25 protein-coding genes are annotated in these 26,113 nt (G+C 67.8%); 17 read left to right on the top strand and 8 right to left on the bottom strand.

Features of this window, described 5'->3' with window-relative positions; genetic code table 11:
• Positions 1 to 49 precede the first annotated feature (49 nt).
• The 3 genes from ctrA to recG all read left to right on the top strand — a co-directional run bounded on the left by ctrA (position 50) and on the right by recG (position 5,377).
• Positions 50 to 766 carry a response regulator transcription factor CtrA gene (gene ctrA / locus JCM7685_RS09490; RefSeq protein WP_074969152.1) on the top strand — a complete coding sequence of 239 codons (717 nt, stop codon included), beginning with the start codon at positions 50 to 52 and terminating at the stop codon, positions 764 to 766.
• A gap of 100 nt (positions 767 to 866) precedes the next feature.
• Complete coding sequence (ligA, locus tag JCM7685_RS09485) at positions 867 to 3,287, top strand: NAD-dependent DNA ligase LigA (RefSeq protein ID WP_074969150.1); 2,421 nt, start codon at positions 867 to 869, stop codon at positions 3,285 to 3,287.
• Positions 3,263 to 5,377 (top strand): ATP-dependent DNA helicase RecG, encoded by a 2,115-nt coding sequence (gene recG / locus JCM7685_RS09480; RefSeq protein ID WP_074969148.1) that lies wholly within the window; start codon positions 3,263 to 3,265, stop codon positions 5,375 to 5,377. Before ligA ends, recG begins: the two co-directional genes overlap by 25 nt.
• Positions 5,378 to 5,727: 350 nt before the next feature.
• Here the strand turns inward: recG and JCM7685_RS09475 are convergent, their stop codons facing one another.
• Positions 5,728 to 6,165, bottom strand: coding sequence for an iron-sulfur cluster assembly scaffold protein (locus JCM7685_RS09475; protein ID WP_074969146.1), 438 nt, complete (start codon positions 6,163 to 6,165; stop codon positions 5,728 to 5,730).
• A 60-nt stretch (positions 6,166 to 6,225) separates the two neighbouring features.
• Here JCM7685_RS09475 and hisI point away from each other — a divergent pair, with 60 nt between their 5' ends.
• Entirely contained in the window at positions 6,226 to 6,585 is a 360-nt protein-coding gene (gene hisI, locus JCM7685_RS09470; protein ID WP_074969144.1) for a phosphoribosyl-AMP cyclohydrolase, read from the top strand.
• Here hisI and gluQRS read toward each other — a convergent pair.
• The 3 genes from gluQRS to JCM7685_RS09455 all read right to left on the bottom strand — a co-directional run bounded on the left by gluQRS (position 6,574) and on the right by JCM7685_RS09455 (position 9,490).
• Positions 6,574 to 7,434 (bottom strand): tRNA glutamyl-Q(34) synthetase GluQRS, encoded by an 861-nt coding sequence (gene gluQRS / locus JCM7685_RS09465; RefSeq protein ID WP_074969142.1) that lies wholly within the window; start codon positions 7,432 to 7,434, stop codon positions 6,574 to 6,576. The two genes, hisI and gluQRS, sit on opposite strands and share 12 nt — an antisense overlap.
• Complete coding sequence (gene trmFO, locus JCM7685_RS09460) at positions 7,413 to 8,753, bottom strand: methylenetetrahydrofolate--tRNA-(uracil(54)-C(5))-methyltransferase (FADH(2)-oxidizing) TrmFO (RefSeq protein ID WP_074969140.1); 1,341 nt, start codon at positions 8,751 to 8,753, stop codon at positions 7,413 to 7,415. The genes gluQRS and trmFO overlap by 22 nt, the downstream gene beginning before the upstream one ends.
• Before the next feature lie 113 nt (positions 8,754 to 8,866).
• Positions 8,867 to 9,490 carry a 50S ribosomal protein L25/general stress protein Ctc gene (locus JCM7685_RS09455; RefSeq protein WP_074969138.1) on the bottom strand — a complete coding sequence of 208 codons (624 nt, stop codon included), beginning with the start codon at positions 9,488 to 9,490 and terminating at the stop codon, positions 8,867 to 8,869.
• Between the two features lie 182 nt (positions 9,491 to 9,672).
• On the opposite strand from JCM7685_RS09455, the gene JCM7685_RS09450 reads away from it, so the two are divergent.
• Complete coding sequence (locus JCM7685_RS09450) at positions 9,673 to 10,671, top strand: acyltransferase family protein (protein ID WP_074969136.1); 999 nt, start codon at positions 9,673 to 9,675, stop codon at positions 10,669 to 10,671.
• Between the two features lie 12 nt (positions 10,672 to 10,683).
• Here JCM7685_RS09450 and JCM7685_RS09445 read toward each other — a convergent pair whose 3' ends face one another.
• Both JCM7685_RS09445 and JCM7685_RS09440 read right to left on the bottom strand, forming a co-directional pair.
• Positions 10,684 to 11,847, bottom strand: a complete 1,164-nt coding sequence (locus JCM7685_RS09445; RefSeq protein ID WP_074969134.1) for an alpha-hydroxy acid oxidase — start codon at positions 11,845 to 11,847, stop codon at positions 10,684 to 10,686.
• A gap of 9 nt (positions 11,848 to 11,856) precedes the next feature.
• The gene (locus JCM7685_RS09440; protein ID WP_074969132.1) at positions 11,857 to 12,201 is read right to left on the bottom strand and encodes a hypothetical protein; all 345 of its coding nucleotides are present in this window, start codon (positions 12,199 to 12,201) and stop codon (positions 11,857 to 11,859) included.
• A 98-nt stretch (positions 12,202 to 12,299) separates the two neighbouring features.
• Here JCM7685_RS09440 and JCM7685_RS09435 point away from each other — a divergent pair, with 98 nt between their 5' ends.
• The 4 genes from JCM7685_RS09435 (at position 12,300) to JCM7685_RS09420 (ending at position 17,518) form a co-directional block, all read left to right on the top strand.
• Positions 12,300 to 12,884, top strand: a complete 585-nt coding sequence (locus JCM7685_RS09435) for a TetR/AcrR family transcriptional regulator (protein ID WP_074969130.1) — start codon at positions 12,300 to 12,302, stop codon at positions 12,882 to 12,884.
• Positions 12,885 to 13,038: 154 nt separating this feature from the next.
• Positions 13,039 to 14,973, top strand: coding sequence for a DNA primase (gene dnaG / locus JCM7685_RS09430; RefSeq protein WP_074969128.1), 1,935 nt, complete (start codon positions 13,039 to 13,041; stop codon positions 14,971 to 14,973).
• Positions 14,974 to 15,114: 141 nt separating this feature from the next.
• Positions 15,115 to 17,106, top strand: coding sequence for an RNA polymerase sigma factor RpoD (rpoD, locus tag JCM7685_RS09425; RefSeq protein WP_074969126.1), 1,992 nt, complete (start codon positions 15,115 to 15,117; stop codon positions 17,104 to 17,106).
• Position 17,107: 1 nt separating this feature from the next.
• Positions 17,108 to 17,518: a BLUF domain-containing protein gene (locus tag JCM7685_RS09420; protein WP_074969124.1), complete on the top strand. Its 411-nt coding sequence runs from the start codon at positions 17,108 to 17,110 to the stop codon at positions 17,516 to 17,518.
• Positions 17,519 to 17,565: 47 nt separating this feature from the next.
• On the opposite strand, the gene JCM7685_RS09415 is transcribed toward JCM7685_RS09420, so the two are convergent.
• Positions 17,566 to 18,114 (bottom strand): NADPH-dependent FMN reductase, encoded by a 549-nt coding sequence (locus JCM7685_RS09415; RefSeq protein WP_074969121.1) that lies wholly within the window; start codon positions 18,112 to 18,114, stop codon positions 17,566 to 17,568.
• 141 nt (positions 18,115 to 18,255) lie between these two features.
• Between JCM7685_RS09415 and rmuC the strand changes: the two genes are divergently transcribed.
• From rmuC to JCM7685_RS09380, 7 genes are all read left to right on the top strand, one after another.
• On the top strand, positions 18,256 to 19,716 hold the full coding sequence (gene rmuC / locus JCM7685_RS09410; RefSeq protein ID WP_074969120.1) for a DNA recombination protein RmuC: 1,461 nt from the start codon (positions 18,256 to 18,258) through the stop codon (positions 19,714 to 19,716).
• Between the two features lie 74 nt (positions 19,717 to 19,790).
• A complete protein-coding gene (locus JCM7685_RS09405) occupies positions 19,791 to 20,183 on the top strand; it encodes a hypothetical protein (protein WP_139218106.1) in 393 nt (130 codons plus the stop codon).
• A gap of 4 nt (positions 20,184 to 20,187) precedes the next feature.
• The gene (locus tag JCM7685_RS09400) at positions 20,188 to 20,610 is read left to right on the top strand and encodes a secondary thiamine-phosphate synthase enzyme YjbQ (RefSeq protein WP_074969116.1); all 423 of its coding nucleotides are present in this window, start codon (positions 20,188 to 20,190) and stop codon (positions 20,608 to 20,610) included.
• Positions 20,611 to 20,702: 92 nt separating this feature from the next.
• Positions 20,703 to 21,572, top strand: a complete 870-nt coding sequence (locus JCM7685_RS09395; protein WP_074969114.1) for an ABC transporter permease — start codon at positions 20,703 to 20,705, stop codon at positions 21,570 to 21,572.
• Positions 21,569 to 22,375 carry an ABC transporter permease gene (locus JCM7685_RS09390; RefSeq protein ID WP_074969112.1) on the top strand — a complete coding sequence of 269 codons (807 nt, stop codon included), beginning with the start codon at positions 21,569 to 21,571 and terminating at the stop codon, positions 22,373 to 22,375. The genes JCM7685_RS09395 and JCM7685_RS09390 overlap by 4 nt, the downstream gene beginning before the upstream one ends.
• A 38-nt stretch (positions 22,376 to 22,413) precedes the next feature.
• Positions 22,414 to 23,511, top strand: coding sequence for an ABC transporter ATP-binding protein (locus JCM7685_RS09385; RefSeq protein WP_074969178.1), 1,098 nt, complete (start codon positions 22,414 to 22,416; stop codon positions 23,509 to 23,511).
• 97 nt (positions 23,512 to 23,608) lie between these two features.
• The gene (locus JCM7685_RS09380) at positions 23,609 to 24,085 is read left to right on the top strand and encodes a pore-forming ESAT-6 family protein (RefSeq protein ID WP_083412826.1); all 477 of its coding nucleotides are present in this window, start codon (positions 23,609 to 23,611) and stop codon (positions 24,083 to 24,085) included.
• A gap of 82 nt (positions 24,086 to 24,167) precedes the next feature.
• On the opposite strand, the gene JCM7685_RS09375 is transcribed toward JCM7685_RS09380, so the two are convergent.
• Positions 24,168 to 24,509 (bottom strand): MmcQ/YjbR family DNA-binding protein, encoded by a 342-nt coding sequence (locus JCM7685_RS09375; RefSeq protein WP_074969110.1) that lies wholly within the window; start codon positions 24,507 to 24,509, stop codon positions 24,168 to 24,170.
• A 155-nt stretch (positions 24,510 to 24,664) separates the two neighbouring features.
• Here JCM7685_RS09375 and cysS point away from each other — a divergent pair, with 155 nt between their 5' ends.
• Positions 24,665 to 26,095, top strand: a complete 1,431-nt coding sequence (gene cysS, locus JCM7685_RS09370; RefSeq protein WP_074969108.1) for a cysteine--tRNA ligase — start codon at positions 24,665 to 24,667, stop codon at positions 26,093 to 26,095.
• The last annotated feature ends 18 nt before the right edge of the window (positions 26,096 to 26,113 follow it).

Raw genomic sequence — 26,113 nt, 5'->3', positions numbered from 1 at the left:
CTTTTGCGCGGAAATTTTACCAGTCAGCTGGTTAGCAAGGGGACATATTATGCGAATCCTTTTGGTCGAGGATGATCCGACCACGGCGCGCAGCATCGAACTGATGCTGACCCACGCGAGCTACAACGTCTATCGCACCGACATGGGAGAGGAGGGGATCGACCTCGCCAAGCTCTACGACTACGACCTCATCCTGCTGGACCTGGACCTGCCCGACATGCACGGGATGGAGGTGCTGCGGCAGATCCGCATGTCGCGGATCGACACGCCGATCCTGATCCTGACCGGCTCGGACGACACCGAAAGCAAGCTGCGCGGCTTCGGATTCGGTGCCGACGACTACATGACCAAGCCCTTCAACCGGGACGAGCTGGTGGCCCGCATCCAGGCCATCATCCGCCGCAGCAAGGGGCACAGCCAGTCGGTGATCCGCACCGGCGATATGGTGGTGAACCTGGACGCGCGCTCGGTCGAGGCGGGGGGGCGGCCGGTGAACCTGACCGGCAAGGAATACCAGATCCTGGAGCTGCTCAGCCTGCGCAAGGGCACCACGCTGACCAAGGAGATGTTCCTGAACCATCTCTATGGCGGCATGGATGAGCCCGAGCTGAAGATCATCGACGTCTTCGTCTGCAAGCTGCGCAAGAAGCTTGCCGCGGCCCTGGGCGGCGAAAGCCATATCGAAACGGTGTGGGGCAGGGGCTATGTCCTGCGCGACCCGGTGGCCGAGGCCCAGAACCCCGAACGGCTGGCACTGCGCGCCTGACCTCTGCCGGCTCGGCCGGGTGCTGGACAATCCGGCCCCGGCCCCGGTATCACCGTCTTTCGGACAGGGCCCGGCGGGGCTGGCAGGCGGCGGAGGCGGGATGACCGGACAGGACGAGGATCGGGTTGCCGGCATGGCCGGAACGGATGCCCCGACGCCGGTGGGCGCACTCGACGTCGCGACCGCCGCGGCAGAACTGGCCCGGTTGACCGAAAAGCTGGACCGCGCGAACCGGGCCTATTACCGCGACGACGCCCCCTTCATCAGCGACGCGGAATATGATGCCGGCAAGCGCCGCCTCGAGGCGATCGAGGCACGTTTCCCGGAACTGGCCGTACAGGACAGCCCGACGGCCCAAGTCGGCGCCGCCCCGGACGGCCGCTTCGCCAAGGTGCCGCATCGGCTGCCGATGCTGTCGCTCGAGAACGGCTTTTCCGAAGCCGAGGTGCAGGCCTTCGTGCAGCGGGTGCGGTCCTTTCTGAACCTGGCGCCGGATGCGGTGCTGGAATGCACGGCCGAGCCCAAGATCGACGGCCTGTCGCTGTCGCTGCGCTACGAGGGCGGGCGGCTGGTCCAGGCCGCGACCCGAGGCGATGGCACGGTGGGCGAAAACGTCACCGCCAATGCCCGCACCATCGGCGACATCCCCGACCGACTGCTTGGCGACGATTTCCCCGATGTGCTGGAGGTTCGCGGCGAGGTCTATATGTCCCACCAGGATTTCGAGAAGCTGAACCAGTCGGACGGCGGCCGCATCTTTGCCAACCCCCGCAATGCCGCCGCCGGTTCGCTGCGCCAACTCGACCCGGCGGTCACGGCGGCGCGGCCCCTGCGCTTTTTCGCCTATGCCTGGGGCGAGATCAGCGTGCCGCTGGCCGCTACCCAGTTCGAGGCGGTGCGCCGGCTCGGCGCGCTGGGTTTCCAGACCAATCCGCTGACTCGCATCTGCCGCTCGGTCCCCGAGATGATGGCCACCTGGTCCGAGATCGAGCAGATGCGCGCCACGCTGGGCTATGACATCGACGGCGTGGTCTACAAGGTCAACGACCTCGGGTACCAGGCGCGGTTGGGCATGCGCTCGACCACGCCGCGATGGGCGCTGGCGCACAAGTTTCCGGCCGAGCGGGCCTGGACGCGGCTGGAAGCCATCGACATCCAGGTCGGCCGGACCGGGGCGCTGAGCCCGGTGGCGCGGCTGCACCCGGTGACGGTGGGCGGCGTCGTCGTCTCGAACGCCACGCTGCACAACGAGGATTACATCGCCGGCCGCGGCGCCGACGGCAGCGAGATCCGTGGCGGCAAGGACATCCGCATCGGCGACTGGGTCGAGGTCTATCGCGCCGGCGACGTGATTCCCAAGGTCGCCGACGTGGACCTGACCCAGCGTCCCGCCGATGCGACGCCCTATGCCTTTCCCGAGGTCTGCCCGGAATGCGGCTCTCCGGCGATCCGGGAAGAGGGCGATTCGGTCCGGCGCTGCACCGGGGGGCTGATCTGCCCGGCCCAGGCGGTCGAGAAGCTGCGCCATTTCGTCTCGCGCGCCGCCTTCGACATCGAGGGCCTGGGCGCCAAGCAGGTCGAGCTGTTCCACCGCCTAGGCTGGATCGCCGAGCCGGCCGATATCTTCACCCTGGCCCGGCGGGATGCCGAGGGAAACAAGTTGCTCGCACATGCCGCGCTTGCGACCGGCGAAGCGGCGCAGGCCGAATATCGCGCGCTTCTGCTGTCGCTGGGCGTCGATGCCTTGCAGCTTTCGGCGCAGTCGATACCGGATGTGCTGGCGCGGTTGTCGGCGACGCCTCTGGCCGAGATCAAGGGCTGGGGCGAAAAAAGCGCCGCCAGCCTGTTCCAGGCCATCGAAAGGCGCCGCAAGATCCCGCTGGCGCGGCTGCTGTTCGCGCTTGGCATCCGCCATCTGGGCGAGGTTGCGGCCCAGGACCTCGCCCGCCATTACGGCAGCTGGCCCGCCCTGGTCGCCGCGCTGGACACGGCCCGGCCCGCCGCGCTGGCTCATCGTCTGGCCGAGGACGCCGCCCAGGCCGAACGCGCCGCGGCGCTGGCCGAAGGCCGCCGCGCCCGACCGTCCGAGGCACGGGTCGCGGCGCTGGCCGAAGCCGCGCCGTCGCCCGAGTCCATGGCGGCCTGGACCGGCCTGATCGCCGGCGACGGCATCGGCCCGGTCCTGGCGATGTCGCTCTCGGACAGTTTCGCCAACCCGGCCGAACGGGCCGCCATCGACCGGCTGGTCGGCTTCCTGACCCCGCTGCCTCCCGAGGCCCGGGCCAGCGACAGCGAGATCACGGGCAAGACGCTGGTCTTTACCGGCACTTTGGAAAAGATGACCCGGGCTGAGGCCAAGGCCCGGGCCGAGGCGCTTGGCGCCCATGTCGCGGGCTCGGTCTCGGCAAAGACCGACCTGCTGATCGCCGGGCCCGGCGCGGGCTCCAAGGCAAAGAAGGCGGCCGATCTGGGCATCAGGGTCATCGACGAGGACGAATGGCTGGCGATCGCGCAGCGGTGACGCCCGGCCGGCCCGAGGTGCTTTTTCCCCTGTTCGCGGGCGTCGAGACGCTGGCCGGCGTCGGCCCGCGCGCGGCCGAGAGTTTCGCGCAGATGGGCGTGACCCGGCTGCGCGACGTGATCCTGACCCTGCCGCATTCCGGCATCCGCCGCCGCCGCATCGCCCGGCTGGCCGAGGCCTGCGCGCCCGAGATCGTCACCTTGACGGTCGCCGTGCAGCGCCACAGCCCGCCCACCGCCAAGGGAAGGCCGTGGCGGGTGCATTGCTCGGACGGGCAGAGCGATCTGCAGCTGGTGTTCTTCCACCCGCGCAAGGACTGGATCGAAAGCCAGTTGCCGGCGGGCGGACGGCGGCTTGTCTCGGGCAAGCTCGAACTGTTCGACGGCATGGCGCAGATGGTCCATCCCGACCATATCGGGCCCGAGGACTCCGAGCCGCCGCCGGATTTCGAGCCGGTCTATCCGCTGTCGGGCCGGCTGACGCAGGGCGTGGCGCAAAAGGCGGTACGGGGCGCGATGGCCCGGCTGCCCGGGTTGGGCGAATGGATCGATCCGGCGCTGCTGGCGCGCGAGGGCTGGCCGGACTGGCCGGCGGCGCTGACCCGCGCCCATGCGCCCGAGGGGCCGGCGGCGCTGTCCCCGACCGATCCGGCGCGGGCGCGGCTGGCCTATGACGAGCTTTTCGCCCATCAGATGACGCTGGCGCTGATGCGCCGCGACCGGCGTCGGCGGCCGGGGCTGGTCACGCGGGGCGACGGCCGGCTGCGGGACCGTGTCCTGGCCGGACTGCCCTGGCCGCCCACGGCTGCGCAGCGTCGCGCGGTCGAGGAGATTGCCGGCGACATGGCGGCGCCGCGGCGGATGAACCGGCTTTTGCAGGGCGATGTCGGCTCGGGCAAGACTCTGGTCGCCTTCCTAGCGCTGCTGGTCGCGGTCGAGGCGGGCGGGCAGGGCGTGCTGATGGCCCCGACCGAGATCCTGGCCCGCCAGCATCTGGCCGCGCTGGAGCCGCTGGCCCGGCTGGTCGGCATCCGGCTGGAGGCGCTGACGGGGCGCGACAAGGGCGATGCCCGCGCCAATATCCTGGCCGACCTGGCCGAGGGGCGCATCGACATCCTGGTCGGCACTCATGCGGTGATCCAGAAGACGGTCGAATTCCACGACCTGCGCCTGGCCATCGTCGACGAGCAGCATCGTTTCGGCGTCAACCAGCGGCTGGAGCTGGGGGCCAAGGGCGGGCATCGGCCGCCGGACCTGCTGGTGATGACGGCGACGCCGATCCCGCGCTCGCTGGCGCTGGCGCAATTCGGCGACATGGACCTGTCGGTGCTGGACGAAAAGCCGGCCGGGCGGCAGCCGATCCGCACCACGGCGATGCCCGACGGCCGTATGGCCGAGGTGGTTGAGCACCTGGCCCGCGCGCTGGACGGCGGCGCCCGGGCCTATTGGGTCTGCCCCTTGGTCGAGGAAAGCGAGGCCGTGGACCTGACCGCCGCCCAGGCCCGCTTCCAGGAATTGCGGGCCCGCTTCGGCGATCAGGTCCGGCTGATCCACGGCCAGATGCCGGCCGAGGAACGCGATGCCGCCATGGCCGATTTCGCTGCCGGCCGCGCCCGCATCCTGGTCGCGACCACGGTGATCGAGGTCGGGGTGAACGTGCCCGAGGCCACGATCATGGTCATCGAACGCGCCGAGAGCTTCGGCCTGGCGCAGCTGCACCAGTTGCGCGGCCGGGTCGGGCGCGGCGGCGGCGCCTCCAGCTGCCTGCTACTCTATCACGAGCCGCTGTCGGAGACCGGGCGGCGGCGGCTATCGATCCTGCGCGAGACCGAGGACGGGTTCCGCATCGCCGAAGAGGACCTGGCCATGCGCGGCGCCGGCGACGTCATCGGCACCGCGCAATCCGGCCTGCCGCGCTTTCGCATCGCCGACCTGGAACGGCAATCGGCGTTGATGGCGCTGGCGCGCAAGGATGCCCAGGCCTTCCTGGAGCGCGACCCGGGCATGCAGAGCCCGCGCGGCCGCGCCGTGCGCCAGCTTCTGTGGTTGATGGAGCAGGATCGCGCCATCAGGCTGATCGACGCCGGCTAGACGTTCCCACGATGTTCCTAAAAAGTTCTTTACTTTGTTCTCTCCCCATGAGAACAAAGTATAAACAAACCGTGGAGAAACCTCATGACCCGCGAATCCCTTTCCGACCTGCTGGGCACCGTCGCGATTTCCGTGACCGCCATCATCCTGTTCTCGCTGCCCTCGATCCTGGCGGCCTGACCCCTCCTGCCCCGCGCAATCGACGGCCCTTCGCCTGGGGCCGAACCCTTTCCCCGGACGATCATGCGCGCAACTGCCGGCCCCGTGGGGCCGGTTTTTTCTTTTTGCGGCCTCCATCAGGTTATGCGTGAGGTGCGCCTTCGGCGGGGGTATTGAAACGGTGAAAGCGCTCAGGCGGGCGAGGCGTCGATGGCGCCGAGCAGCGCCTCCCAAGCCAGCAGGATCGAGGCGTGGCGGTTGGGAAATTCGCGCGCCGGCAGCAACGCTTCAAGCGCCTCGAAAGGGGCATCCGGAACCGGGCCGTCCTGCTTCAGCATGGCTTGCAACTGGTCGCGGGCGCGGGCGATCTCGTCCCGCGAGCGGCCGAGGGCGGTCTGGCCCAGCACGCCGGCCGAGGCCTGGCCCAGGGCGCAGGCCCGCACCTCTTGCCCGAAATCGGCGATGCGGCCGTCCCGCATCGCGACATGCGCCGTCACCGAGGATCCGCATTGCGGCGAGCGCTTGTGCGCGCTGCCGGTCGGCGCCTCGATCTTGCCCAGATGCGGGATGTCCGAGGCCAGCGCGAGGATGCGCCGGGAATAGAGCTGCATCAGGTCGCTGTCGGACATGGTCTTTTCCCTTGCTGCCGTCGCGTCTAGATAGGAAGCGCAAAGCCGAAAGGAAAGCCGATGTTCGATTGCGACAGCCTGAAATATGACGCCAATGGGCTGGTTCCCGCCATCGCGCAGGATCACCGGACCGGCGAGGTGCTGATGCTGGCCTGGATGAGCGCGGCTTCCTTGCGGAAAACGCTTGAGGAGGGGCGCGTCACCTATTGGTCCCGCTCGCGCGCCTCGTTCTGGACCAAGGGCGAGAGTTCGGGCCATGTGCAGCGGTTGGTCGAGGTTCGGGTCGATTGCGACCGCGACTGCCTGCTGCTGCTGGTCGAGCAGACCGGACCGGCCTGCCACACCAACCGGCGCAGTTGTTTCTATACCGCGATCCGCGATGGCGCCGAGGTCGAGATCATGGCGCCGTCAGAAGCCTAGTTCGCGCCGGATCTGCGCGGCGGGGACGCCCTCGTCGCGGAACAGTTTCAGCGCGCGGGCGTCGTCGCGCTTGGCCAGCCGCTTGCCCTGGGCGTCGCGGATCAGCCGATGGTGATGATAGCGCGGCGTCGGCAGGTGCAGCAGTTTCTGAAGAATAACATGGATCCACGTTGAATCTATGAGGTCTTTTCCGCGCGTGACCAGCGTGATGCCCTGCGCCGCATCGTCCAGCACCACCGAGAGGTGATAGCTGGTGCCCATGCCGCGCCGCGCCAGCACCACATCGCCGACACCGGCGATGAAATCCTGCGCCGACAGCCGATGCGGCAGGCCGGGGGCGATATTCTCGTCCAGAAAGGCGATTTCGTCGAGGCCGAGATGCTCCAGCGCGCGGGCGGCGTTCAGGCGGATGGCGTCATCGAGCCCGGCCTCGACCATCCGCCGCGGGCGGCAGGTGCCGGGATAGACCGGGCCGTCGGGGCCGATCGGCGCAGCACCCTCTTGCGGGGCGGAAAGCGCGGCGCGGATGTCGGCGCGGCGGCAGCGGCAGGGGTAGATCAGGCCCAGGGCGGCCAGCCGGTCCAGCGCCGCCTGATAGGCGGGCAGGCGTTCGGACTGGCGCATGACCGGCAGCGGCCAGTCGAGCCCCAGCCAATGCAGGTCCTCGGCGATCAGCGCCTCGTATTCCGGGCGGCAGCGGGTTCGGTCGATGTCCTCGATACGCAGCAGGAACTGGCCGGGATCCGCCAGCCGCGCGGCGGTCAGCGCCGCGAAGGCATGGCCCAGATGCAGCGGGCCGGTCGGCGAGGGGGCGAACCGGGTCCGGTTCAACTTTGTTCCGCAAGCCATTGCTGGAAATCGGCTTTCGCGCGGTCGGTATAGGCCGGGTAACGGTCCTTGCGTCCCTTGCGGCCGCCGCGCATCGCGTCCAAGGGCGGGTAGAGGCCGAAGTTCACGTTCATCGGCTGGAAGGTCTTGGCATCGGCGCCGCCGGTAATGTGATTGACCAAGGCCCCCATCGAGGTGGTGGGCGGCGGCGGCGCCAAGTCGCGCCCCAGCGCCTCGGCCGCGGCCATGCGGCCGGCGAGCAGGCCCATGGCGGCGGATTCGACATAGCCCTCGACACCGGTCACCTGACCGGCGAAACGCAGATTCGGCCGCGCGCGCAGCCGCAACCGGTCGTCGATCAGCCGTGGCGAATTCAGGAAGGTGTTGCGATGGATGCCGCCCAGGCGGGCGAAGCTGGCGTTCTGCAGACCGGGAATGCGATGAAAAACATCGGTTTGCGCGCCATATTTCATCTTTGTCTGGAAACCGACGATATTGTAAAGCGTCCCCAGCGCATTGTCGCGGCGAAGCTGCACCACTGCATAGGGCTTTTCGGCCGGGTTGTGGGCATTGGTCAGGCCGACCGGCTTCATCGGGCCGTGGCGCAGGGTCTCGCGGCCACGCTCGGCCATGACCTCGATCGGCAGGCAGCCGTCGAAATAGCCGGCGGTCTCGCCCTCGTGGAACTCGGTCTTGTCGGCGGCCAGCAGCGCGTCGATGAAGCCCTCGTAATCGGCGCGCGTCATCGGACAGTTGATATAGGCGGTGCGCTCGGCCTCGGTCTCGCCCTTGTCGTAGCGGCTCTGGCGCCAGCAGACGGACATGTCGATGGTCTCGGCATGGACGATGGGGGCGATGGCGTCGAAGAAGGCCAGTGCGCCTTCGCCGGTGGCCGCCAGGATCGAACGGCCGAGCGCCTCGGAGGTCAAGGGCCCGGTGGCGACGATCCAGCGGCCTTCGGCAGGCAGGTCGCGGATCTCGCCGGGGGCGAAGCTGACCAGCGGCTCGTCCAGCAGGGCTTGGGTCACGGCGGCGGAAAAGGCGTCGCGGTCCACGGCCAGCGCGCCGCCTGCGGGCAGGCGGTGGCGCGCGGCCATGGCCATGATCAGCCCGCCGGCCGCGCGCATCTCCCAATGCAACTGCCCGACTGCATTCATCCGGTCGTCGTCCGAGCGGAAGCTGTTCGAGCAGACCATCTCGGCGCAGTCGCCGGTGCGATGGGCGAATGTCGCGACCTGGGGCCGCATCTCGTGCAGCACCACCGGGACGCCGGCGCGGGCGATCTGCCAGGCGGCCTCGGACCCGGCGAGGCCGGCGCCGATGATGTGGATGGGTTCCATGGCTCTCCCCCTTGGAGTCAGGCGCGCCTGTTAGCAAGCCGCCGGCGTCTGGACAAGGGAAAGGGCGGCACCCGCTGGGGATGCCGCCCGATGATTCGGCCGCGAGGCGGCGATCAGGCTTCGGCCGCTTCGCCTTCGGCGGCTTCCTCGTTATCGGCCGAGCGCAGGCCCGAGGGCGCGGCGATATTGGCGATGACGAAGTTGCGGTCGATGGTCGGCTTCACGCCGGCCGGCAGCGCCACGTCCTCGATGTGGATGGTGTCGCCGATCTGCTTGCCGGTCAGGTCCACGGTGATGTGATCGGGGATGTCCGAGGCGGTCACCACCAGTTCGACCTCGGGGCGCACCACGACCAGCGTGCCGCCGCGCTTGAGGCCGGGGGCGGCGTCGTGATTCTCGAAGTTCACGTGGATGAACAGGTTCACGCGGGTGTTGCGGTGCAGGCGCATGAAGTCGATATGCGTCGGCAGGTCCTTGACCACGTCGCGCTGCACGCCGCGGCAGACGACGCGCACGTCGTCCTGGCCCTCGACCTTCAGGTTCCACAGCGTGGACATGAAGCGGCCGGCGCGCAGTTTGGTCAGCAGCGAGTTGAACTCGATTTGGATCGGCGCCGGCTCCTTGCCGTCGCCATAGACGATACCGGGCACCTTGCCTTCGCGGCGAGCTTGGCGGGCGGCCCCCTTGCCTGTCCCCGCGCGTGCCTCGGCCACCAGATCCGGGATCTCTTTGGCCATTTTGCTATTCCTTTGCTAAGCGTTCGCGGCCATCCTCCAAGGGTGCATGGCCGAAGCCGGGCCTATATCCCGAACGGGGCCCGATGTGAAGCGCGAAAAGTGATCGCCGTAAGCGGGAATTCGCTTGCCATGGCGTATCCGAAGCCCCATGCATCGCGAGAGGTGCCCGGGGCGTTTCAAAATTGCATCGCATTCATTCTCTCGACTATCTCAAGCTGGGTCTGGCCGTGCTGGTGGCCTTTGCCCATACCTACTGGCTGCAGACCAACATGACGCCGCGGCTGTTCATGATCGGCAACGGGCTGATGCGGGTCATGGTGCCGACCTTCTGCATCGCCGCGGGCTATTTCCTTTACTCGGCGGTGGCGCGCGGCAAGGGCGTGAAATGGTTGTGGCGGGTGCTGGCGCTCTACCTGTTCTGGATGGCGGTCTATTTCCCGTTCTGGCTGGACCAGATCCACGGCGTTGCCTCGCTGATCAAGGAACTGGTCTGGGGTTATTTCCATCTGTGGTTCATGGCCGGGATCCTGGTCGCCGGGGCGCTGGTGCTGATCCTGCGCGCCCTGGGCCGGGCGCTGGCGCCGGCCTATGAATACCGCATCCTGCTGGGCACGGCGGCGGTCTGCGCGCTGATCGGCGTCACGCTGCAATACATGGCGCTGTCGGGCGTGGCGCAGATCGGGGTGAAGAAGTTCCTGAACGGGGTCTTCATGTGCTTCCCCTTCGTCACCATCGGCTATCTCTGCGGCCGACGGGTGGCGCGGCTGGGGATCGAGGGGCTGCCGCCGCGCTGGCTGGTGCTGTCGCTGACCATCGGCGGCTTCGGGCTGCTGATGATCGAGGCCTGGCTGGTGCAGGCGCGCTGGACCGATGCCGTGATGCTGGACATCCCGGCTAGTTCCTATGTCGCGGCGCCGGCGCTGTTCATCGTCACCCTGGGCACGCGGCTGCCGGCACCGCCGATCCGGCTGGATCCGATTTCGGCCGGGATCTATTTCATGCATGTGCTGGCGCTGCACCTGGCCCATGCGCTGGGATTCACGCATCTGCTGGACCTGATGCTGTTCGCGGTCGGGCTGCCGACGCTGGTGGCGCTGCTGTTGCAGCGCCTGCCGATCCCGGGCTTCGGCAAGCCCGAGCATCGCCATCACGAGCACCGCCACGATACCGCCCAGCCCTGAGGCCCGGGCGCGTCACGCCCACGGTGTCAGGAAATCCGGTGGCAGCAGCAGGTTGTGGCGGCCGAGGTTCTTCACGTCCCGTTCGCCGCAGAGCGCCATGGTGATGTCCAGCTCGCTGCGGATCACCTCCAGCGCCCGGGTCACGCCCGCCTGGCCCATGGCGCCCAGCCCATAGATGAAGGCGCGGCCGATATAGGTGGCATGCGCGCCCAGGGCCAGCGCCTTCAGCACGTCCTGGCCCGAGCGGATGCCGCTGTCGAGATGGATCTCGACCTGGTCGCCCACCGCCGCCACGATCTCGGGCAGCATGCGGATCGAGCTGACGGCGCCGTCCAGCTGCCGGCCGCCGTGGTTGCTGACCACGATCGCATCGGCGCCGAAACCGGCGGCCATGCGCGCGTCCTCGGGGTCGTTGATGCCCTTGAGGATCAGCTTGCCGCCCCAGAGGTCGCGGATGCGGGCGATCTTGTCCCAGTCCAGCTGCGGGTCGAACTGCTCGGCGGTCCAGCTCGACAGCGACGAGGTATCGCCGACGCCCTTGGCGTGACCCACGATATTGCCGAAGAAGCGCCGCTTGGTCTGCAGCATCTGGATGCCCCAGCGCCATTTCGTCGCCAGGTCCAGCATGACCGGCAGCGTCAGCTTGGGCGGCGCGGACAGGCCGTTCTTCAGGTCCTTGTGGCGCTGGCCCAGGATCTGCAGGTCCAGCGTCAGCACCAGGGCTGAGCAGTTGGCGCGCTTGGCCCGCTCGATGATCGCCTCCAGGAACTCCTGGTCGCGCATGACGTAAAGCTGGAACCAGAACGGGGCCTGGGTTGCCGCGGCGACGTCTTCGAGCGAGCAGATCGACATGGTCGACAGCGTGAAGGGCACGCCGAAGTCGCGGGCGGCGCGGGCGGCCTTGATCTCGCCGTCGGCGCATTGCATGCCGGTCAGCCCGACCGGCGCCAGGCCCACCGGCATGGCGACGTCCTGGCCGATCATGGTGCTGCGGGTGCTGCGGTTCGTCATGTCCACGGCGACACGCTGGCGCAGCTTGATGCGCTGGAAATCGGTGCAGTTCTCGCGGAAGGTGCTTTCGGTATAGCTGCCGCTTTCGGCATAGTCGTAGAACATGCGCGGTACGCGCCGGCGATAGATCGCCTTGAGGTCGTCGATGCAGGTGATCGTGGCCATGGTCCGTTCCTATTCCGTTGCCGCGGGGGTGCAGTCGGGCTGGTCCTCGGGGCAGGCATCCAGCCTGCGCTGCGACAGGGCCTTGGCGCGGGCGCGCAGCGCCTGGGCCCGTCGGTCGAGCGCGGCGGCATCCGCCACCCCAGCCCCGCCGCCCCGGCCCGACAGCGCCCGGCTGCGCGCGTCCAGCGCCTCGGTCGCGGCGGTGGGGTCGCGGGCAGCATCGGCGGCATGGCCGGGCAGGGCCGGCTGCGCCAGAAGCTGATCGGTCGGCATCAGGGCCGGATAGTCGCGCCCGTCGTCGCAGCCCGCCAGCGCCGCCAGTGCCGCGATGCCGATCATCCTGGCCAGATCCATGCCGTCCCCCGTGCCGTTCCGGGCAGACCATAGGCCCGCGGGCGCGGCGGGGGCAAGATGCGCTCTTTCCCTGGCGGCCCGGGCTGCTAGAAGGCGGCATGGCACGCACCCAGGGCTCCAGGGCAGAGATCACCGGACCGCTGGTCCGCGACGCGGCGCGCAGGCTGTTCGCGCGCCACGGCTATGCCGCCGTCTCGATGCGCCAGATCGCGGCCGAGGTCGGCCTGCAGGTCGGGGCGCTCTACGCCTATACGCCCGACAAGCAGGCGTTGCTGGCCGATCTCTTGCGCAGCCATATGGAGGAACTGCTGGCGGCCTGGCAGGACGATCCGGCGCGCCCGGCGCTCGACCGGCTGCAGGCCTTCCTGCGCTTCCACATCCAGACCAGCCTCGAACGGCCCGAGGCGGTGTTTCTGTCCTATATGGAGCTGCGCAACCTCGAAGCCGACAACCGCGCCGAGATCGCCGCGCTGCGCCGCCGCTACGAGGATGCGCTGGAGGCGATCCTGATCGCCGGCATGACCCAGGGCAGCATGCGCGTCCCCGACTCGCGCCTGGCCGCCATGGCGCTGATCGCCATGCTGACCGGCATCACCAACTGGTATCGCGAAGGCGGCCGCCTGGACCAGGACCGCGTCGCGGCGGTCTATTGGGAAATGGTCCGGGGCGCGGTGGGCGCCTGACCCGCGCCCAGCCCTTTTCCGTTTTCCATATACCCCCGGGGGACGCCTCTGCGGCCCCATCGAGGGGCAGCAGAGGCGCGGGGGGCGGCGCCCCCCGGAGGCATCGCCGCGCACAAGCCTGTTCAACCCCCGGTCAAGCCGGATATAAGACGGCATGAGCCTTCCGCCCCAGTTCCTCGACGAAATCCGCGCCCGCGTGCCTTTGTCGCGCGTGATCGGGCGCAAGGTGGTCTGGGACCTGCGCCGCTCGAATCAGGCCAAGGGCGACTGGTGGGCGCCCTGTCCCTTCCACGGCGAAAAGACCGCCTCGTTCCACGTCGACGACCAGAAGGGCTTTTACTACTGCTTCGGCTGCCACGCGAAAGGCGACGCGCTGACCTTCCTGCGCGAGGCCGAGGGCCTGGGCTTCATCGAGGCGGTCGAGCTTCTGGCCTCGGAGGCCGGTCTGCAGATGCCCGAGCGCGACCCGCGCCAGGTGCAGCGCGCTGACCGCCGCAGCGCACTGGTCGAGGTCATGGAACAGGCGGTGCGCTGGTTCCGCATGCAGCTGGGCATGGCCGCGGCCGAACAGGCGCGCGACTATCTTGCCCGGCGCGGTCTCGACGCAGCCGCCTGCGAGCAGTTCGGCATCGGCTTCGCCCCCGACCAGCGCCAGGGCCTGTTCAACGCCCTGCGCAGCAAGGGCATCGCCGAGGCGCTGATCGTCGAGGCCGGGCTGGTGGCTAGGCCGGACGACGGCGGCGCCCCCTTCGACCGCTTCCGCGGCCGCATCACCTTTCCGATCCGCGACGGGCGCGGGCGCTGCATCGCCTTCGGCGGCCGGGCCATGGACCCGAATGCGCGGGCGAAATATCTCAACAGCCCGGAAACGCCGCTCTTCGACAAGGGCCGCAATCTCTACAACGTCGGACCGGCCCGGGCGGCGGTGGCCAAGGGCAAGCCGCTGGTGGTGGCCGAGGGCTATATGGACGTGATCGCCCTGGTCCGCGCCGGGTTCGAGGGCGCGGTGGCGCCCTTGGGCACGGCGATCACCGAGGACCAGTTGCGGCTGATGTGGCGCATCTCGCCCGAGCCGGTGATCGCGCTCGACGGCGACAGCGCCGGGCTGCGCGCGGCGATGCGGCTGATCGACCTGGCGCTGCCGATGACCGGGCCGGGTCAGGCGCTACGCTTCGCCTTCCTGCCGCAGGGCCAGGATCCCGACGACCTGATCCGCGCCCGCGGCGCCGGCGCCATGGCCGCCGTGCTGGACGAGGCGCGGCCGCTGGTCGACCTGCTGTGGCGCCGCGAGACCGAGGGCCGGGTCTTCGACAGTCCCGAACGCCGCGCCGCCCTGGACAAGGCGCTGGCCGAGGCGGTGGCGCGGATCCCCGACAAGGACACCCGCGACCATTACCACGCCGTGCTGCGCAACCTGAAATGGGAACTGTTCGGCAACCGCCGCCGCGACCCGGGACCGGCCCGTACGCCGCGCGAAGCCTGGCAGGGACCAGGGCAGGGCCGAAACGCCCGCTTCCAGCCGGTCGCGCCGGCGGCACCGACCCGAGCCTCGCGCCTGTCCTTGCCCGGCGCCGGCGAGGAAGAGGCGGAGTTCCTGATCGAGGCCATGGTGCTGGCGATCTGCGCGACCCATCCCGACCTGATCGCCGCGGTCGAATCGCGGCTGGAGCGGCTGGAGCCGCAGGACCCGGACCGCGCCGCGCTGATCCACGACCTGCTGTCGGGCGCCCAGTCCCAGGCCGGCCAGCGCGCCCTTGAATCGATCCTCGCCGAACCCCATGTGAGGGCGGCTCCGGCGATCCTGCGCCCGCATGACGGCGACGCCGCCGCGGAAATCCTGGCCAATGCCCTGGACCGGATCGAGGCGCGACGCGCCGCGCGCGAGGAAATCGCCCGCGCCGAGGCCGAGATCCAGGGCCTGGCCGACGAGGGCCTGACCTGGCGCATGGCCCAGTCCGCCCGCGCCCGTCAGCAGGCCGACCACCCCTCGCTGGCCGACCTGTCGGACCTGGGCGAGAACAGCGACGCCTTCCGGGCCATCCTGGAATCGGCGTTGAAGAACGAGATCTGGCGCAAGCCGCGCCGCTGAGCCGGGGGCGAATCGTCGCCCCCGAATCACCTAGCCGGGGCAGCGGCCGCAGGCTTTGATTCGCCCGCGACACGCGCTAGAACCGACCGATAGCCGATCCCGATTCGCCGATTCGCGAATCATCGTTTCAAGGGAGCCAGCATGGCAGCCAACGACGACGACCAGAAGCCAGACACCAAGGACGACGATCATTCGCTGGACATGTCGCAGGCTGCGGTCAAGCGCATGATCGCCGAAGGGCGCGAGCGCGGTTTCATCACCTATGACCAGCTGAACGCCGTCCTGCCCCCCGAACAAGTCAGTTCCGACCAGATCGAGGATGTCATGTCCATGCTCTCCGAGATGGACATCCGCGTGGTCGAAAGCGACGAGGAAGCCGAAGAGGGCGAGACCGGGGGCGAGGTCGCCACCACCGGTTCGAGCTCGCGCGAGATCGCCGTCGCGACCGCCGAGACCGAAAAGCTGGACCGCACCGACGATCCGGTGCGGATGTATCTGCGCGAGATGGGCTCGGTCGAACTGCTGTCGCGCGAGGGCGAGATCGCCATCGCCAAGCGCATCGAGGCCGGCCGCAACACCATGATCGCGGGCCTGTGCGAAAGCCCGCTGACCTTTCGCGCGATCACGCTCTGGCGCCAGGAGCTGCTGGACGAGGACATCCTGCTGCGCGACGTGATCGACCTTGAAACCACCTTCGGCCGCGCCATGGACGAGGACGAGGCCGAGGCCGAGGAAGAGGAGGTGCTGGACAGCGCCGCCTCGCCCGCCGCCGGCAATGCCGCCGGCTCGGAAGAGCAGGAGCTGGATGCCGACGGCAATCCCATCGGCCGCGAAGACGAGGAAGAGGACGACGACGGCCAGAACCTGTCGCTGGCCGCGATGGAAGCCTCGCTGAAGCCCAAGGTGCTCGAGACGCTCGAGGCCATCGCCCAGGGCTATGAAGAGCTGGCGCATATGCAGGACAACCGCATGTCCGCCACGCTGAACGAGGACGACACCTTCTCGGCCGCGCAGGAATCGGACTATCAGGTGCTGCGCTCGCGCATCGTCGGACTGGTGAACGAGCTGCATCTGAACAACGCCCGGATCGAGGCGCTGGTCGACCAGATCTATGGCATCAACCGCCGCATCGTCACCATCGACTCGGGCATGGTGAAACTGGCCGACGGCGCCCGCATCAACCGTCGCGAATTCATCGAGGCCTATCGCGGCAGCGAGCTGGACCCGACCTGGGTCGACCGGATGATGACCCACAAGGGCCGCGGCTGGCAGGCGCTGTTCGAGCGTTCGCGCGACCAGGTCGAAAGCCTGCGCGCCGAGATGGCCATGGTCGGCCAGCGCGTCGGCGTCGACATCGAGGAATTCCGCCGCATCGTCAGCCAGGTCCAGCGCGGCGAAAAGGAATCGCGCCAGGCCAAGAAGGAAATGGTCGAGGCGAACCTGCGCCTGGTGATCTCCATCGCCAAGAAATACACGAACAGGGGCCTGCAATTCCTTGATCTCATTCAGGAAGGCAATATCGGCCTGATGAAGGCCGTGGACAAGTTCGAGTATCGGCGCGGCTACAAGTTCTCGACCTATGCGACCTGGTGGATCCGGCAGGCGATCACCCGCTCCATCGCCGACCAGGCGCGCACCATCCGCATCCCGGTGCATATGATCGAGACGATCAACAAGCTGGTCCGCACCGGCCGCCAGATGCTGCATGAGATCGGCCGCGAGCCGACGCCCGAAGAACTGGCCGAAAAGCTGCAGATGCCGCTGGAAAAGGTCCGCAAGGTGATGAAGATCGCCAAGGAGCCGATCAGCCTCGAAACCCCGATCGGGGACGAAGAGGACAGCCAGCTTGGCGATTTCATCGAGGACAAGAATGCCGTGCTGCCGCTCGACAGCGCCATTCAGGAAAACCTCAAGGAGACCACCACGCGGGTCCTGGCCAGCCTGACCCCGCGCGAGGAACGGGTGCTGCGGATGCGCTTCGGCATCGGCATGAACACCGACCACACGCTGGAAGAGGTCGGTCAGCAGTTCAGCGTCACCCGCGAGCGCATCCGCCAGATCGAGGCCAAGGCGCTGCGCAAGCTGAAGCACCCCTCGCGCTCGCGCAAGCTGCGGTCATTCCTGGACCAATAGGGTGACGGCATTCTTTCTGTATCGCAGCCGGACCACGCTCGACGCGCGGTCCGGCCAATGCCGCGCCATCCTGCAGGCGGCGCGGGCCCGCAATGCCGAATATGGGCTGACCGGTTATCTGCACCATGAGGACGGCCGCTTCTATCAATGGCTGGAAGGCCCGGCCGAGGCCCTGCAGCAGGTCGGCGCGCTGATCGAGGCCGACCCGCGCCACGAGGGCGTCGAATACCTGTGGCGGGGCGAACTGCCCGATCGGCAATTCGCCGGCTGGCGCATGGGGTTCGGCAGTTCCGAACCGGGCACGCTCTTCGACTGGATCGCCGAAAACGGCGTGCAGGTCGGCGACGCCGGCCGCTTCGCCCGCGGCCTGCTGGATTTCATGCGCGAGACGGCGGGACCGGCCCCGGTCTGACGGCTGGACCCGGGACCGCGCCTTCGCGGCCCGGGCCTGGTCCATTCTCAGCCGTGCTTTTCGATCCAGGCGACGAAGGCGTCGACGAATCCGCCCAGGAATTTCGCCGTCGATTCGTCGGTGACGGTGCCGTCGGCGGCATAGGCCTCGGGCTTCCATTGCAGATAGGCCTCGGGGGCACTCATCATCACCATGCCCACGGCCAGCATGTCGGCCTTAAGCCGCAACTGGCCCGCGGCCGCGCCGATGGCGCCGGGCGAGGTGCCGGTGACGGCGGCGGGCTTGCCGGACCAGGAATTCTCGCCATAGGGGCGGGTCGCCCAGTCCAGCGCGTTCTTGATGACGCCCGGATAGCTGCGGTTGTATTCCGGCGTAATTGCCAGCACCGCGTCGGAATGCTCGATCCGGTCCTTGAGCCGCAGCACCGAGACCGGCGGATCGGCCCAAAGCTCCTCGTTGTAATGCGGCAGGTCGCCGATATGCAGCGGATGGAACTCCAGCCGGTCGCCGGCCAGTTTCTGCAGGACCTGCATCAGCTTGTGGTTCAGCGAATCCTTGCGCAGCGAGCCGGTGATGACGGCGACGGTCTTGGCCATGCCTGTTCTCCTTTTGCGGTTTTTCGCAAGGAAGCTAGGCGTCCGCGGCCCGGGATGGAAGGGGCGCCGTCTTGCATTCTTGGGGGAAAAGGTGAACAGTCGCCGCGCGGCGCCGGCGAGCGCGAAACGAAAGAGGCGGCGATGCCCGGACCCGAGGCGGCAGGAATTCAGGACTGGCTGGCGGATTCGGACAATCTGCGCCTGCTGCTGGCCCTGGCGCTGGCCACGCTGGCGGCCCTGCTTGTTGCGCTGTGGCGAACGCGGCGTTCGGCCCAGGCGTCCGCCGCTGCTGCGGCCGGGCGCGAGGCGGACCTGCAGGCGCGTCTTGCCGCCGAGGCCGAGCGGCTGCGCGACCAACAGCTGGCCGCCAGCCGGCTGGAAAGCCGCGCCGAGACGCTGGGCCAGCGGGCGCAGGAGCTGGTCGAGGAACGCGACGGGCTCAGCGATGCGCTGCACCGCGAGCGCCAGCAGGTCTCGCGGCTGGACCTCGAACTGGCCGAGGCCAGGCTGGCGGCGCTGAAGGACCGCGAGGCGGCCGAACGCGACATCGCCACCCTGCGCGAATTGCGCGAGGAAATGACCGGGCAGTTCCGCCTGATGGCGCATGAGACGCTGAAATCCCAGGGCAGCGAGATGCAGAAGGCGCATGGCGAGCAGCTGTCCGCGCTGCTGACGCCCTTCCGCGACCAGGTGCACCGCTTCCAGACCGAATTGCAGGCCCGCAACAAGGCCACGGACGAGGAACGTGCCCGGCTGAAGGAACAGATCGAATATCTGCACAAGCGTTCCGAGGACATCTCGCGCGAGGCAGTGGCGCTGACCCGGGCGCTGAAGGGCGACAGCCAGAAACGCGGCGCCTGGGGCGAGATGATCCTGGAGCGCATCCTCGAGGATTCGGGCCTGATCGCCGGCACCCATTACGACAGTCAGACCAGCCATCGCGACGGCGACGGCAAGCTGTGGCGCCCCGACGTGATCGTGAAGATGCCGCAGAAGAAGCTGCTGGTGATCGACAGCAAGGTGTCGTTGAACGCCTATGAAGAGGCGGTGAATGCCGAGGAGATGCCGCTTCGCGACGCCGCCCTGCGCCGGCATGTCGCCGCGGTCCGCGCCCATGTCGCCGGGCTGGCCGCCAAGGGCTATCAGGCGCTGGACGACGGCTCGGTCGATTATGTGTTGATGTTCATTCCGGTCGAGGGCGCCTTTTCCGAGGCGTTGCGCGTGGACCCGGACCTTGCGCGCTTTGCCATGGAGAACCGCGTCGGTCTGGCGACGCCGACCACGCTGATGCTGACCCTGCGCACCGTCGATCACATCTGGACCGTCGAGCGGCGCGAGAGCAACGCCATGCAGATCGCCGCCCGCGCCGGTCAGCTCTACGACAAGCTGCACGGTTTCGTCGGCGCGGTCGAAGAGGTGGGCGTGGCGCTGGAGCGGGCGCAGAAAAGCCATGCCACGGCGCTGGACCGGCTGACGCGGGGCCCGGGCAATGTCATCCGCCAGGCCGAGATGCTGCGCGAACTGGGCGCCCGCACCCAAAAGCGGCTGGCGCTGGATCACGACGGCGGCGGGTTGGAAGCGCCGGACGAGGCGGCGGAGTGAGCGGTGCGGGTATGCTAGAAACGTTGACATGCAGGGCGGAACGGGATTGGGCCCCCTGGCGGAACTCTGCGGTGATGGACAGGCGATCTCTTGAGATATCAAGGAGTGATATCCGTGCGTGGCGGCCAGTGGTCATTTCGGTATTTTCCGCCTGCGGCGCGCTTCTTGAGTTGCTGGTAGCTGCGCCCGAAGGCTCGTCCCCCTCCATCCTGATCCGCAAGTTGTTGCTTTTTTCCTTTCTGGGAATATTTTCCGCAGGCTTCACCTTCTGGTTGTTCTCGACCTCAAGGGTGTTCGGGGGCGACTGGCGCTCGTTTCGGCATTGGAAGGGGTGGCTGCTGCTGGTCCTGCTGCTGCTGCCTGTCGTCCTCTGGGCCTCTGTCCTAATGATCACGGTTCATTTTTTGCAAGATGCGATCATGACCGCCATTCAAGTGCTTAATGCCGTGCCAATACCGGAATCTTAGGACGATGCAGCACATTCTAACCCTCCAGACCCGGGGCCCGGCCTGCCACGAGTTCACCCGCGACGTCGCGGCCTGGCTGCGCGCGGCCGGGGCCGTCGAGGGCGTGCTGACGCTGTTCGTCCGCCACACCTCGTGTTCGCTGCTGATCCAGGAGAATGCCGATCCCGACGTGCAGCGCGATCTGCTGAACTGGCTCGACCGCATCGCGCCGCCGGCCGACGATCCGGCGATGCATTACCTGACCCATCGCGCTGAGGGCCCCGACGACATGCCGGCGCATCTCAAGGCCGCGATCCTGCCGGTCAGCCTGTCTATTCCCGTCTCGGGCGGCCGGATGGTCCTCGGCACCTGGCAGGGCATCTATCTGGTCGAGCACCGCCGCCAGCCGCACCGCCGCGAGGTGGCGGCCAGGTTCCGGCCCGACTGAGGAAAGCTGTGGACAGCGGGCCGAAAACGGCTTCCCCTCGCGCCGGTGTTGTGAAACCCTGCCAAGCAAACGACACGCGATCAGGGCAGGGCATGGCTTCAGCAAACCGATCACAGGCGGCGCAGGGATTGACGCTGATCGCACCGCCGCTCGTCTATGCCGTGCTGGTGCTGGCGGCGCCGCTGCTGACGATCCTGGCCTATTCCTTCTTCAAGGACGGCTATCTGACGGTGATCCGCGAATTCACGCTGGAGAACTACCGTGCCGTCTGGTCCGATCCGATCTTTCACAAGATCATGCTGCGCTCGCTGGCCGTCGCCGCGCTGGTGACGCTGACGACGGTGGTGCTGGCCTTTCCGGTCGCCTATTTCCTGTCCTTCGCCGTCGACCCGCGCAAGAAGTCGATGTGGCTGTTCCTGATCACCATTCCTTTCTGGACCAGCTACCTGATCCGCGTGTTCCTGTGGAAGGTGATCCTGGGCTATAACGGCGTCATCAACTCGGGGCTGAAATCGCTGGGCATCATCGAACAGCCGCTGACCTTCATCCTCTACAACGTCAACGCGATGGTCATCACTCTGGCCCATGCCTATGCGCCCTTCGCGATCCTGCCCATCTTCATCGCGCTGGAAAAGATCGACCGCTCGCTCTTGGAGGCCGGGCGCGACCTGGGCGAAAGCCGGGCCATGACCTTCTGGCGGGTGACGCTGCCCCTGGCCATGCCCGGCGTGGTGGCGGCGGCGCTGATCGTCTTCATCCCGACCATCGGCGATTACGTCACCCCGGCGCTGATCGGCGGCGGCAAGATCCCGATGATCGCCAACATGATCCAGGCGCAGATGCTGGACCTGGACAACCGGCCGATGGGCTCGGCGCTGGCAGTGACTGCGATGCTGATCGTCGCCGTGCTGTCGCTGATCTTCGTGGCGCTGAACCGCCGCTTTCTGAAGGTGCGGCAATGAAGGGCGGCGGGCTGCGCGCCTATGCCATCGTCTATCTGCTGTTTCTCTATGCGCCGATCCTGCTGCTGCCGGTCTTCGCCTTCAACTCGGGCACGATCATCGCCTTTCCGCTGAAGGGCGTCACCACCGAATGGTTCGGCCAGATGTGGGGCAATGCCTCGCTGCGCCGGGCGCTGTTCAATTCGCTGACCATCGCGGTCTGTTCCTCGGTCTTTGCCACCTGCCTCGGCATCTTCGCCGCCCGCGCCTCGACCCGGTTCGCGTTTCCGGCCAAGGGGCCGATCATGGGGCTGATCATGCTGCCGCTGGTCCTGCCCGAGATCATCGTCTCGATCTCGCTTCTGGTGGTGCTGCTCTCCATCGGGGTCAAGCTCAGCATCCTGACGGTGATGCTGGGCCATACGCTGATCTGCATGCCCTATGCCACGGTGATCCTGTCCACCGCCTTCAACTCGCTCGACCGCTCGCTGGAGGAGGCCGCCTACGACCTGGGCGAGACGCGGTGGAGCGCCTTCCGGCTGGTGATCCTGCCCCTGGTCATGCCGGGGATCATCTCGTCGCTGCTGATGAGCTTCACCATCAGCCTGGACGAGTTCATCATCGCCTTCTTCCTGGCCGGGAACGAGCCGACGCTGCCGACCTATATCTTCAGCCAGCTGCGGTTCCCCAAGCAGATTCCCATGATCATGGCGCTGGGGACGGTGCTGGTGGCGATGTCGATCCTGCTCTTGACCGTCGCAGAATATTTCCGCCGCCGCGGCATCGCCAGGACCGGCGCCAAGGATACCGGAGGCTTCCTGTGAACGACACCCGCCACGACCGTCTGGCGACCGCCCGGCCGATGATCGAATGCCGTCAGGTGCAGAAATATTACGGCGACTATCACGCGCTGCGCGGCATCGACCTGACCATCCGCGCGGGCGAGTTCTTTTCGCTTCTGGGCCCCTCGGGCTGCGGCAAGACCACGCTCTTGCGCACCATCGCCGGGTTCGAGGACATCTCTTCGGGCGTGGTGCTGATCGACGGCCAGGATGTCGAGAACGTCCCGGCGAACCGGCGTCCGACCAATATGGTGTTCCAGTCCTATGCCATCTTTCCGCATCTGACGGTCGCCCAGAACGTGGGTTTCGGCCTGCGCCGCGACCCGCGCTCCAAGGCCGAGAAGGCCGCTGCGGTCGAGGAGGCGCTGGCCATGGTCGGGCTGAAGGGCTACGGCGCCCGCGCCAGCCATGCGCTGTCGGGCGGGCAGCGGCAGCGGGTGGCGCTGGCCCGGGCCCTGATCCTGAAACCCAAGGTGCTGCTGCTGGACGAGCCCTTGTCGGCGCTCGACCGCAAGATGCGCGAGCAGATGCAGGTCGAGCTGATCAAGCTGCAGCGTCAGGTCGGGATCACCTTCGTCCTGGTCACCCACGACCAGGAAGAGGCGCTGGTCATGTCCGACCGCATCGCGGTGATGTTCGAGGGCCAGATCGCCCAGCTGGACGGGCCCGAGGCGCTTTACGCCCGCCCGACCAGCCGCCGGGTGGCGAATTTCATCGGCGTGATGAACTTCCTGCCGGCGCAGGTTCTGGGCGAGACGCCCACGGGGGTCGAGGTCGAGGTGCCGGGGCTGGGCCGGGTCGAGATCCCGGCCGCGAACGTCAGCCATGCCGACCCGGGCGACGACGGCCCCTCGGTCGGCTTCCGGCCCGAGGCGGTCTCGCTGGTCGCCGCCGGAGCACCGGGTCAGGCGCGGGTTGCCGAAGGCGTGATCGACGAGGTCGTCTATTACGGCGACATGACCTATTACGACGTGCGGCTGGACGGCTCGACCGGCCTGGATGGCCAGGCGCGGCCGGTCCGCATCGCCATGCGCAACGTCTTCGGCCGCGAGGTGCAGGACGTGGGCACGCGCGCGAATGTGAGCTGGTCCCCCGGCTCGCTGGTGCTTTTCCGCTGAAACGCCGTCCCCCGGTCGCGGCATTTCGCCGACCCCGTTTGCGGCCCGGAGCGGCGCATGCCACAGTCCCGGCTCACTGCAACAGACGGAGATCGAGATGATCGCACGTTCCGCGAAATTCCGCACCGCCATCCTGTCCGCCCTGACCGTCGCCGGCCTTTCCGCCGGGGCCATCGCGCAGGAAACCGCCGCCCCCGAGGCCGCCCCTGCCGCGCCCACCGCCCAGGCGCCCGCCGCCACGGCCGAGGCCCCCGCGGCGCCGGCCGTGCAGGACAGCGGCGCGGCCTATGAAAGCGCGCGCAACCAGCTGGGCGTGCTGAACTATTGCCAGGACAAGGGCTTCATCGACGGCAAGGCGGTCGAAACCCAGACCAAGCTTCTGGCGATGATCCCGGCCGGCGACACCGCCAAGGGCGACGCCGCCGAGGCCAAGGGCAAGGAAGGCACCGTCGCCGCCATGGGCGTCGAGCGCACCCTGGCCGATGCCGCCAAGGAAAAGAACACCACCGAGGACGCGCTCTGCAAGCAGATGGACGCGCTGCTGCAACAGCTGGCCTCGCAAGTTCCGGCCTGAGCCGGCGGAAAACCGGGGCCCAGTCGCTCGGGCCCCGCCTTCCGGCCGGCTTCCTTCGGAGGTCGGCCGGCTTTTGCGCCGCCTACAGCGGCGGCAGCGCCGCCTGCAGCTTCTTCGGCAGCGCCTTGCGCACGATGCGATAGGAATGGCGGATGCGATGCGCCAGTTCGTCCGGCGCCGAATCGAGCGGCAGCGCCACCCAGCTGGCATGCAGATAGGGCGCACGCTCGGCCACGCCGGTCTCGATCAGGAAACGCGCCATCTCGGCGCTGTCGGTCTTGACCGAGACATGGGTGCCCGCCACGCCGGTCACCGCGAAGCTTTTGCCGCCGACCTTCCAGCAGTCGTGCCCGCCGCCCCAGGGGTCCGACCATTCGGCCCCGGGCTGTGCGGCACAGATTTCATTGACGAGTTCGCGGCTCATGGCGCGAGTGTTGCAGCCTCTCTTGGCAGAGGCAAGACAATGCGTTAAGGCGAATGCATGAAGGCAGGAACCGCCACCATCCGCTGCATCATTACCGGCTGAAAATTCAGGCGGGCGGTTCATGGTGACCTGACGACGCCCGCAAAGGGGAAGTCATGGTCGAGATCAGACTGACGAATACCAGGACCCGCGCGAAAGAGCTTTTTCGCCCGCTCGACCCGGCGAATGTCCGGCTGTATCTGTGTGGACCCACGGTCTATGACCGCGCGCATCTGGGCAATGCCCGGCCGGTGGTGGTGATCGACGTGCTGGTGCGGCTCTTGCGCCATATCCATGGCGCGGATCGTGTCACCTATGTGCGCAACTTCACCGACGTGGACGACAAGATCAACGCGGCGGCGCTGGCCCGGCAGCAGGCGGGCAACCCCGGCACGCTGGAAGAGCTGATCCGCGAGCGCACCGAAGAGACCATCGGCTGGTATCACGCCGACATGGACGCGCTGGGGGCCGCGCGTCCCGACCACGAACCGCGCGCCACCGATTACATCGCCCAGATGATCGCCATGATCGAGGCGCTGATCGTCGGCGGCCATGCCTATGCCCGCGACGGCCACGTGCTGTTCCGTGTGCGCAGCTATGCCGATTACGGCAAGCTGTCGGGCCGTTCGGTCGACGACATGATCGCCGGCGCCCGGGTCGAGGTCGCGCCCTTCAAGGAGGATCCGATGGATTTCGTCCTCTGGAAGCCTTCGGACGACGATCTGCCCGGCTGGGATTCGCCCTGGGGCCGGGGCCGGCCGGGCTGGCATATCGAATGCTCGGCCATGTCCTACGAACTCTTGGGCGAGAGTTTCGACATCCATGCCGGCGGCATCGACCTGCAATTCCCGCATCACGAGAACGAGATCGCGCAAAGCTGCTGCGCCCATCCTTACGGGCGTTTCGCGAATGTCTGGCTGCATAACGAGATGTTGCAGGTCGAGGGCAAGAAGATGTCCAAGTCGCTCGGCAACTTCTTCACCGTCCGCGACCTGCTGGACCAGGGCATCCCGGGCGAGGTGATCCGCTTCGTGCTGCTGTCCACGCATTATCGCAAGCCGATGGACTGGACCGCCGAGAAGGCGCGCGAGGCCGAGGCGGTCTTGCGCAAATGGCGCGGCCTGACTGCCGGGATCGACCCGGCAGCCAGCCCGGCCCCCGCCGTCACCGCCGCGCTTGCCGACGATCTCAATACCGCGGGGGCGATCGCGGCGCTGCACGAGTTGGCGGGGCAGGGCGATGCGGCGGGGCTGCTGGCCTCGGCGCGACTGCTGGGGCTGCTGACGGATGAATTGGGTGGTTGGGAAAGCAAGCGCTATGCCTACAGCCTGGGAGTGAGGGTGGGTGTGAATGCCCAGACCGCAAACCGAATTGATGCGCTGGTCGAGGCTCGGGCCTTGGCGAAGTCAAATAGGGACTTCGCTCGCGCGGATGCCATCCGTGACGTCCTTGGCAGGGCAGGCATTCGCATAATGGACAGTCGAGAGGGATCTTCGTGGGAGTTCGGCCCCGAGGTCAATCTCTCCATTCTGGATGAGATTCACTAAATTTCGTCCCTCACCAAG

Origin of the sequence: Paracoccus aminovorans, from assembly GCF_900005615.1 — a bacterium.
Lineage (GTDB): Bacteria > Pseudomonadota > Alphaproteobacteria > Rhodobacterales > Rhodobacteraceae > Paracoccus > Paracoccus aminovorans.
The sequence above is the reverse complement of the archived record's forward strand: the minus strand, read 5'-3'. Positions and strand labels throughout refer to the sequence as shown.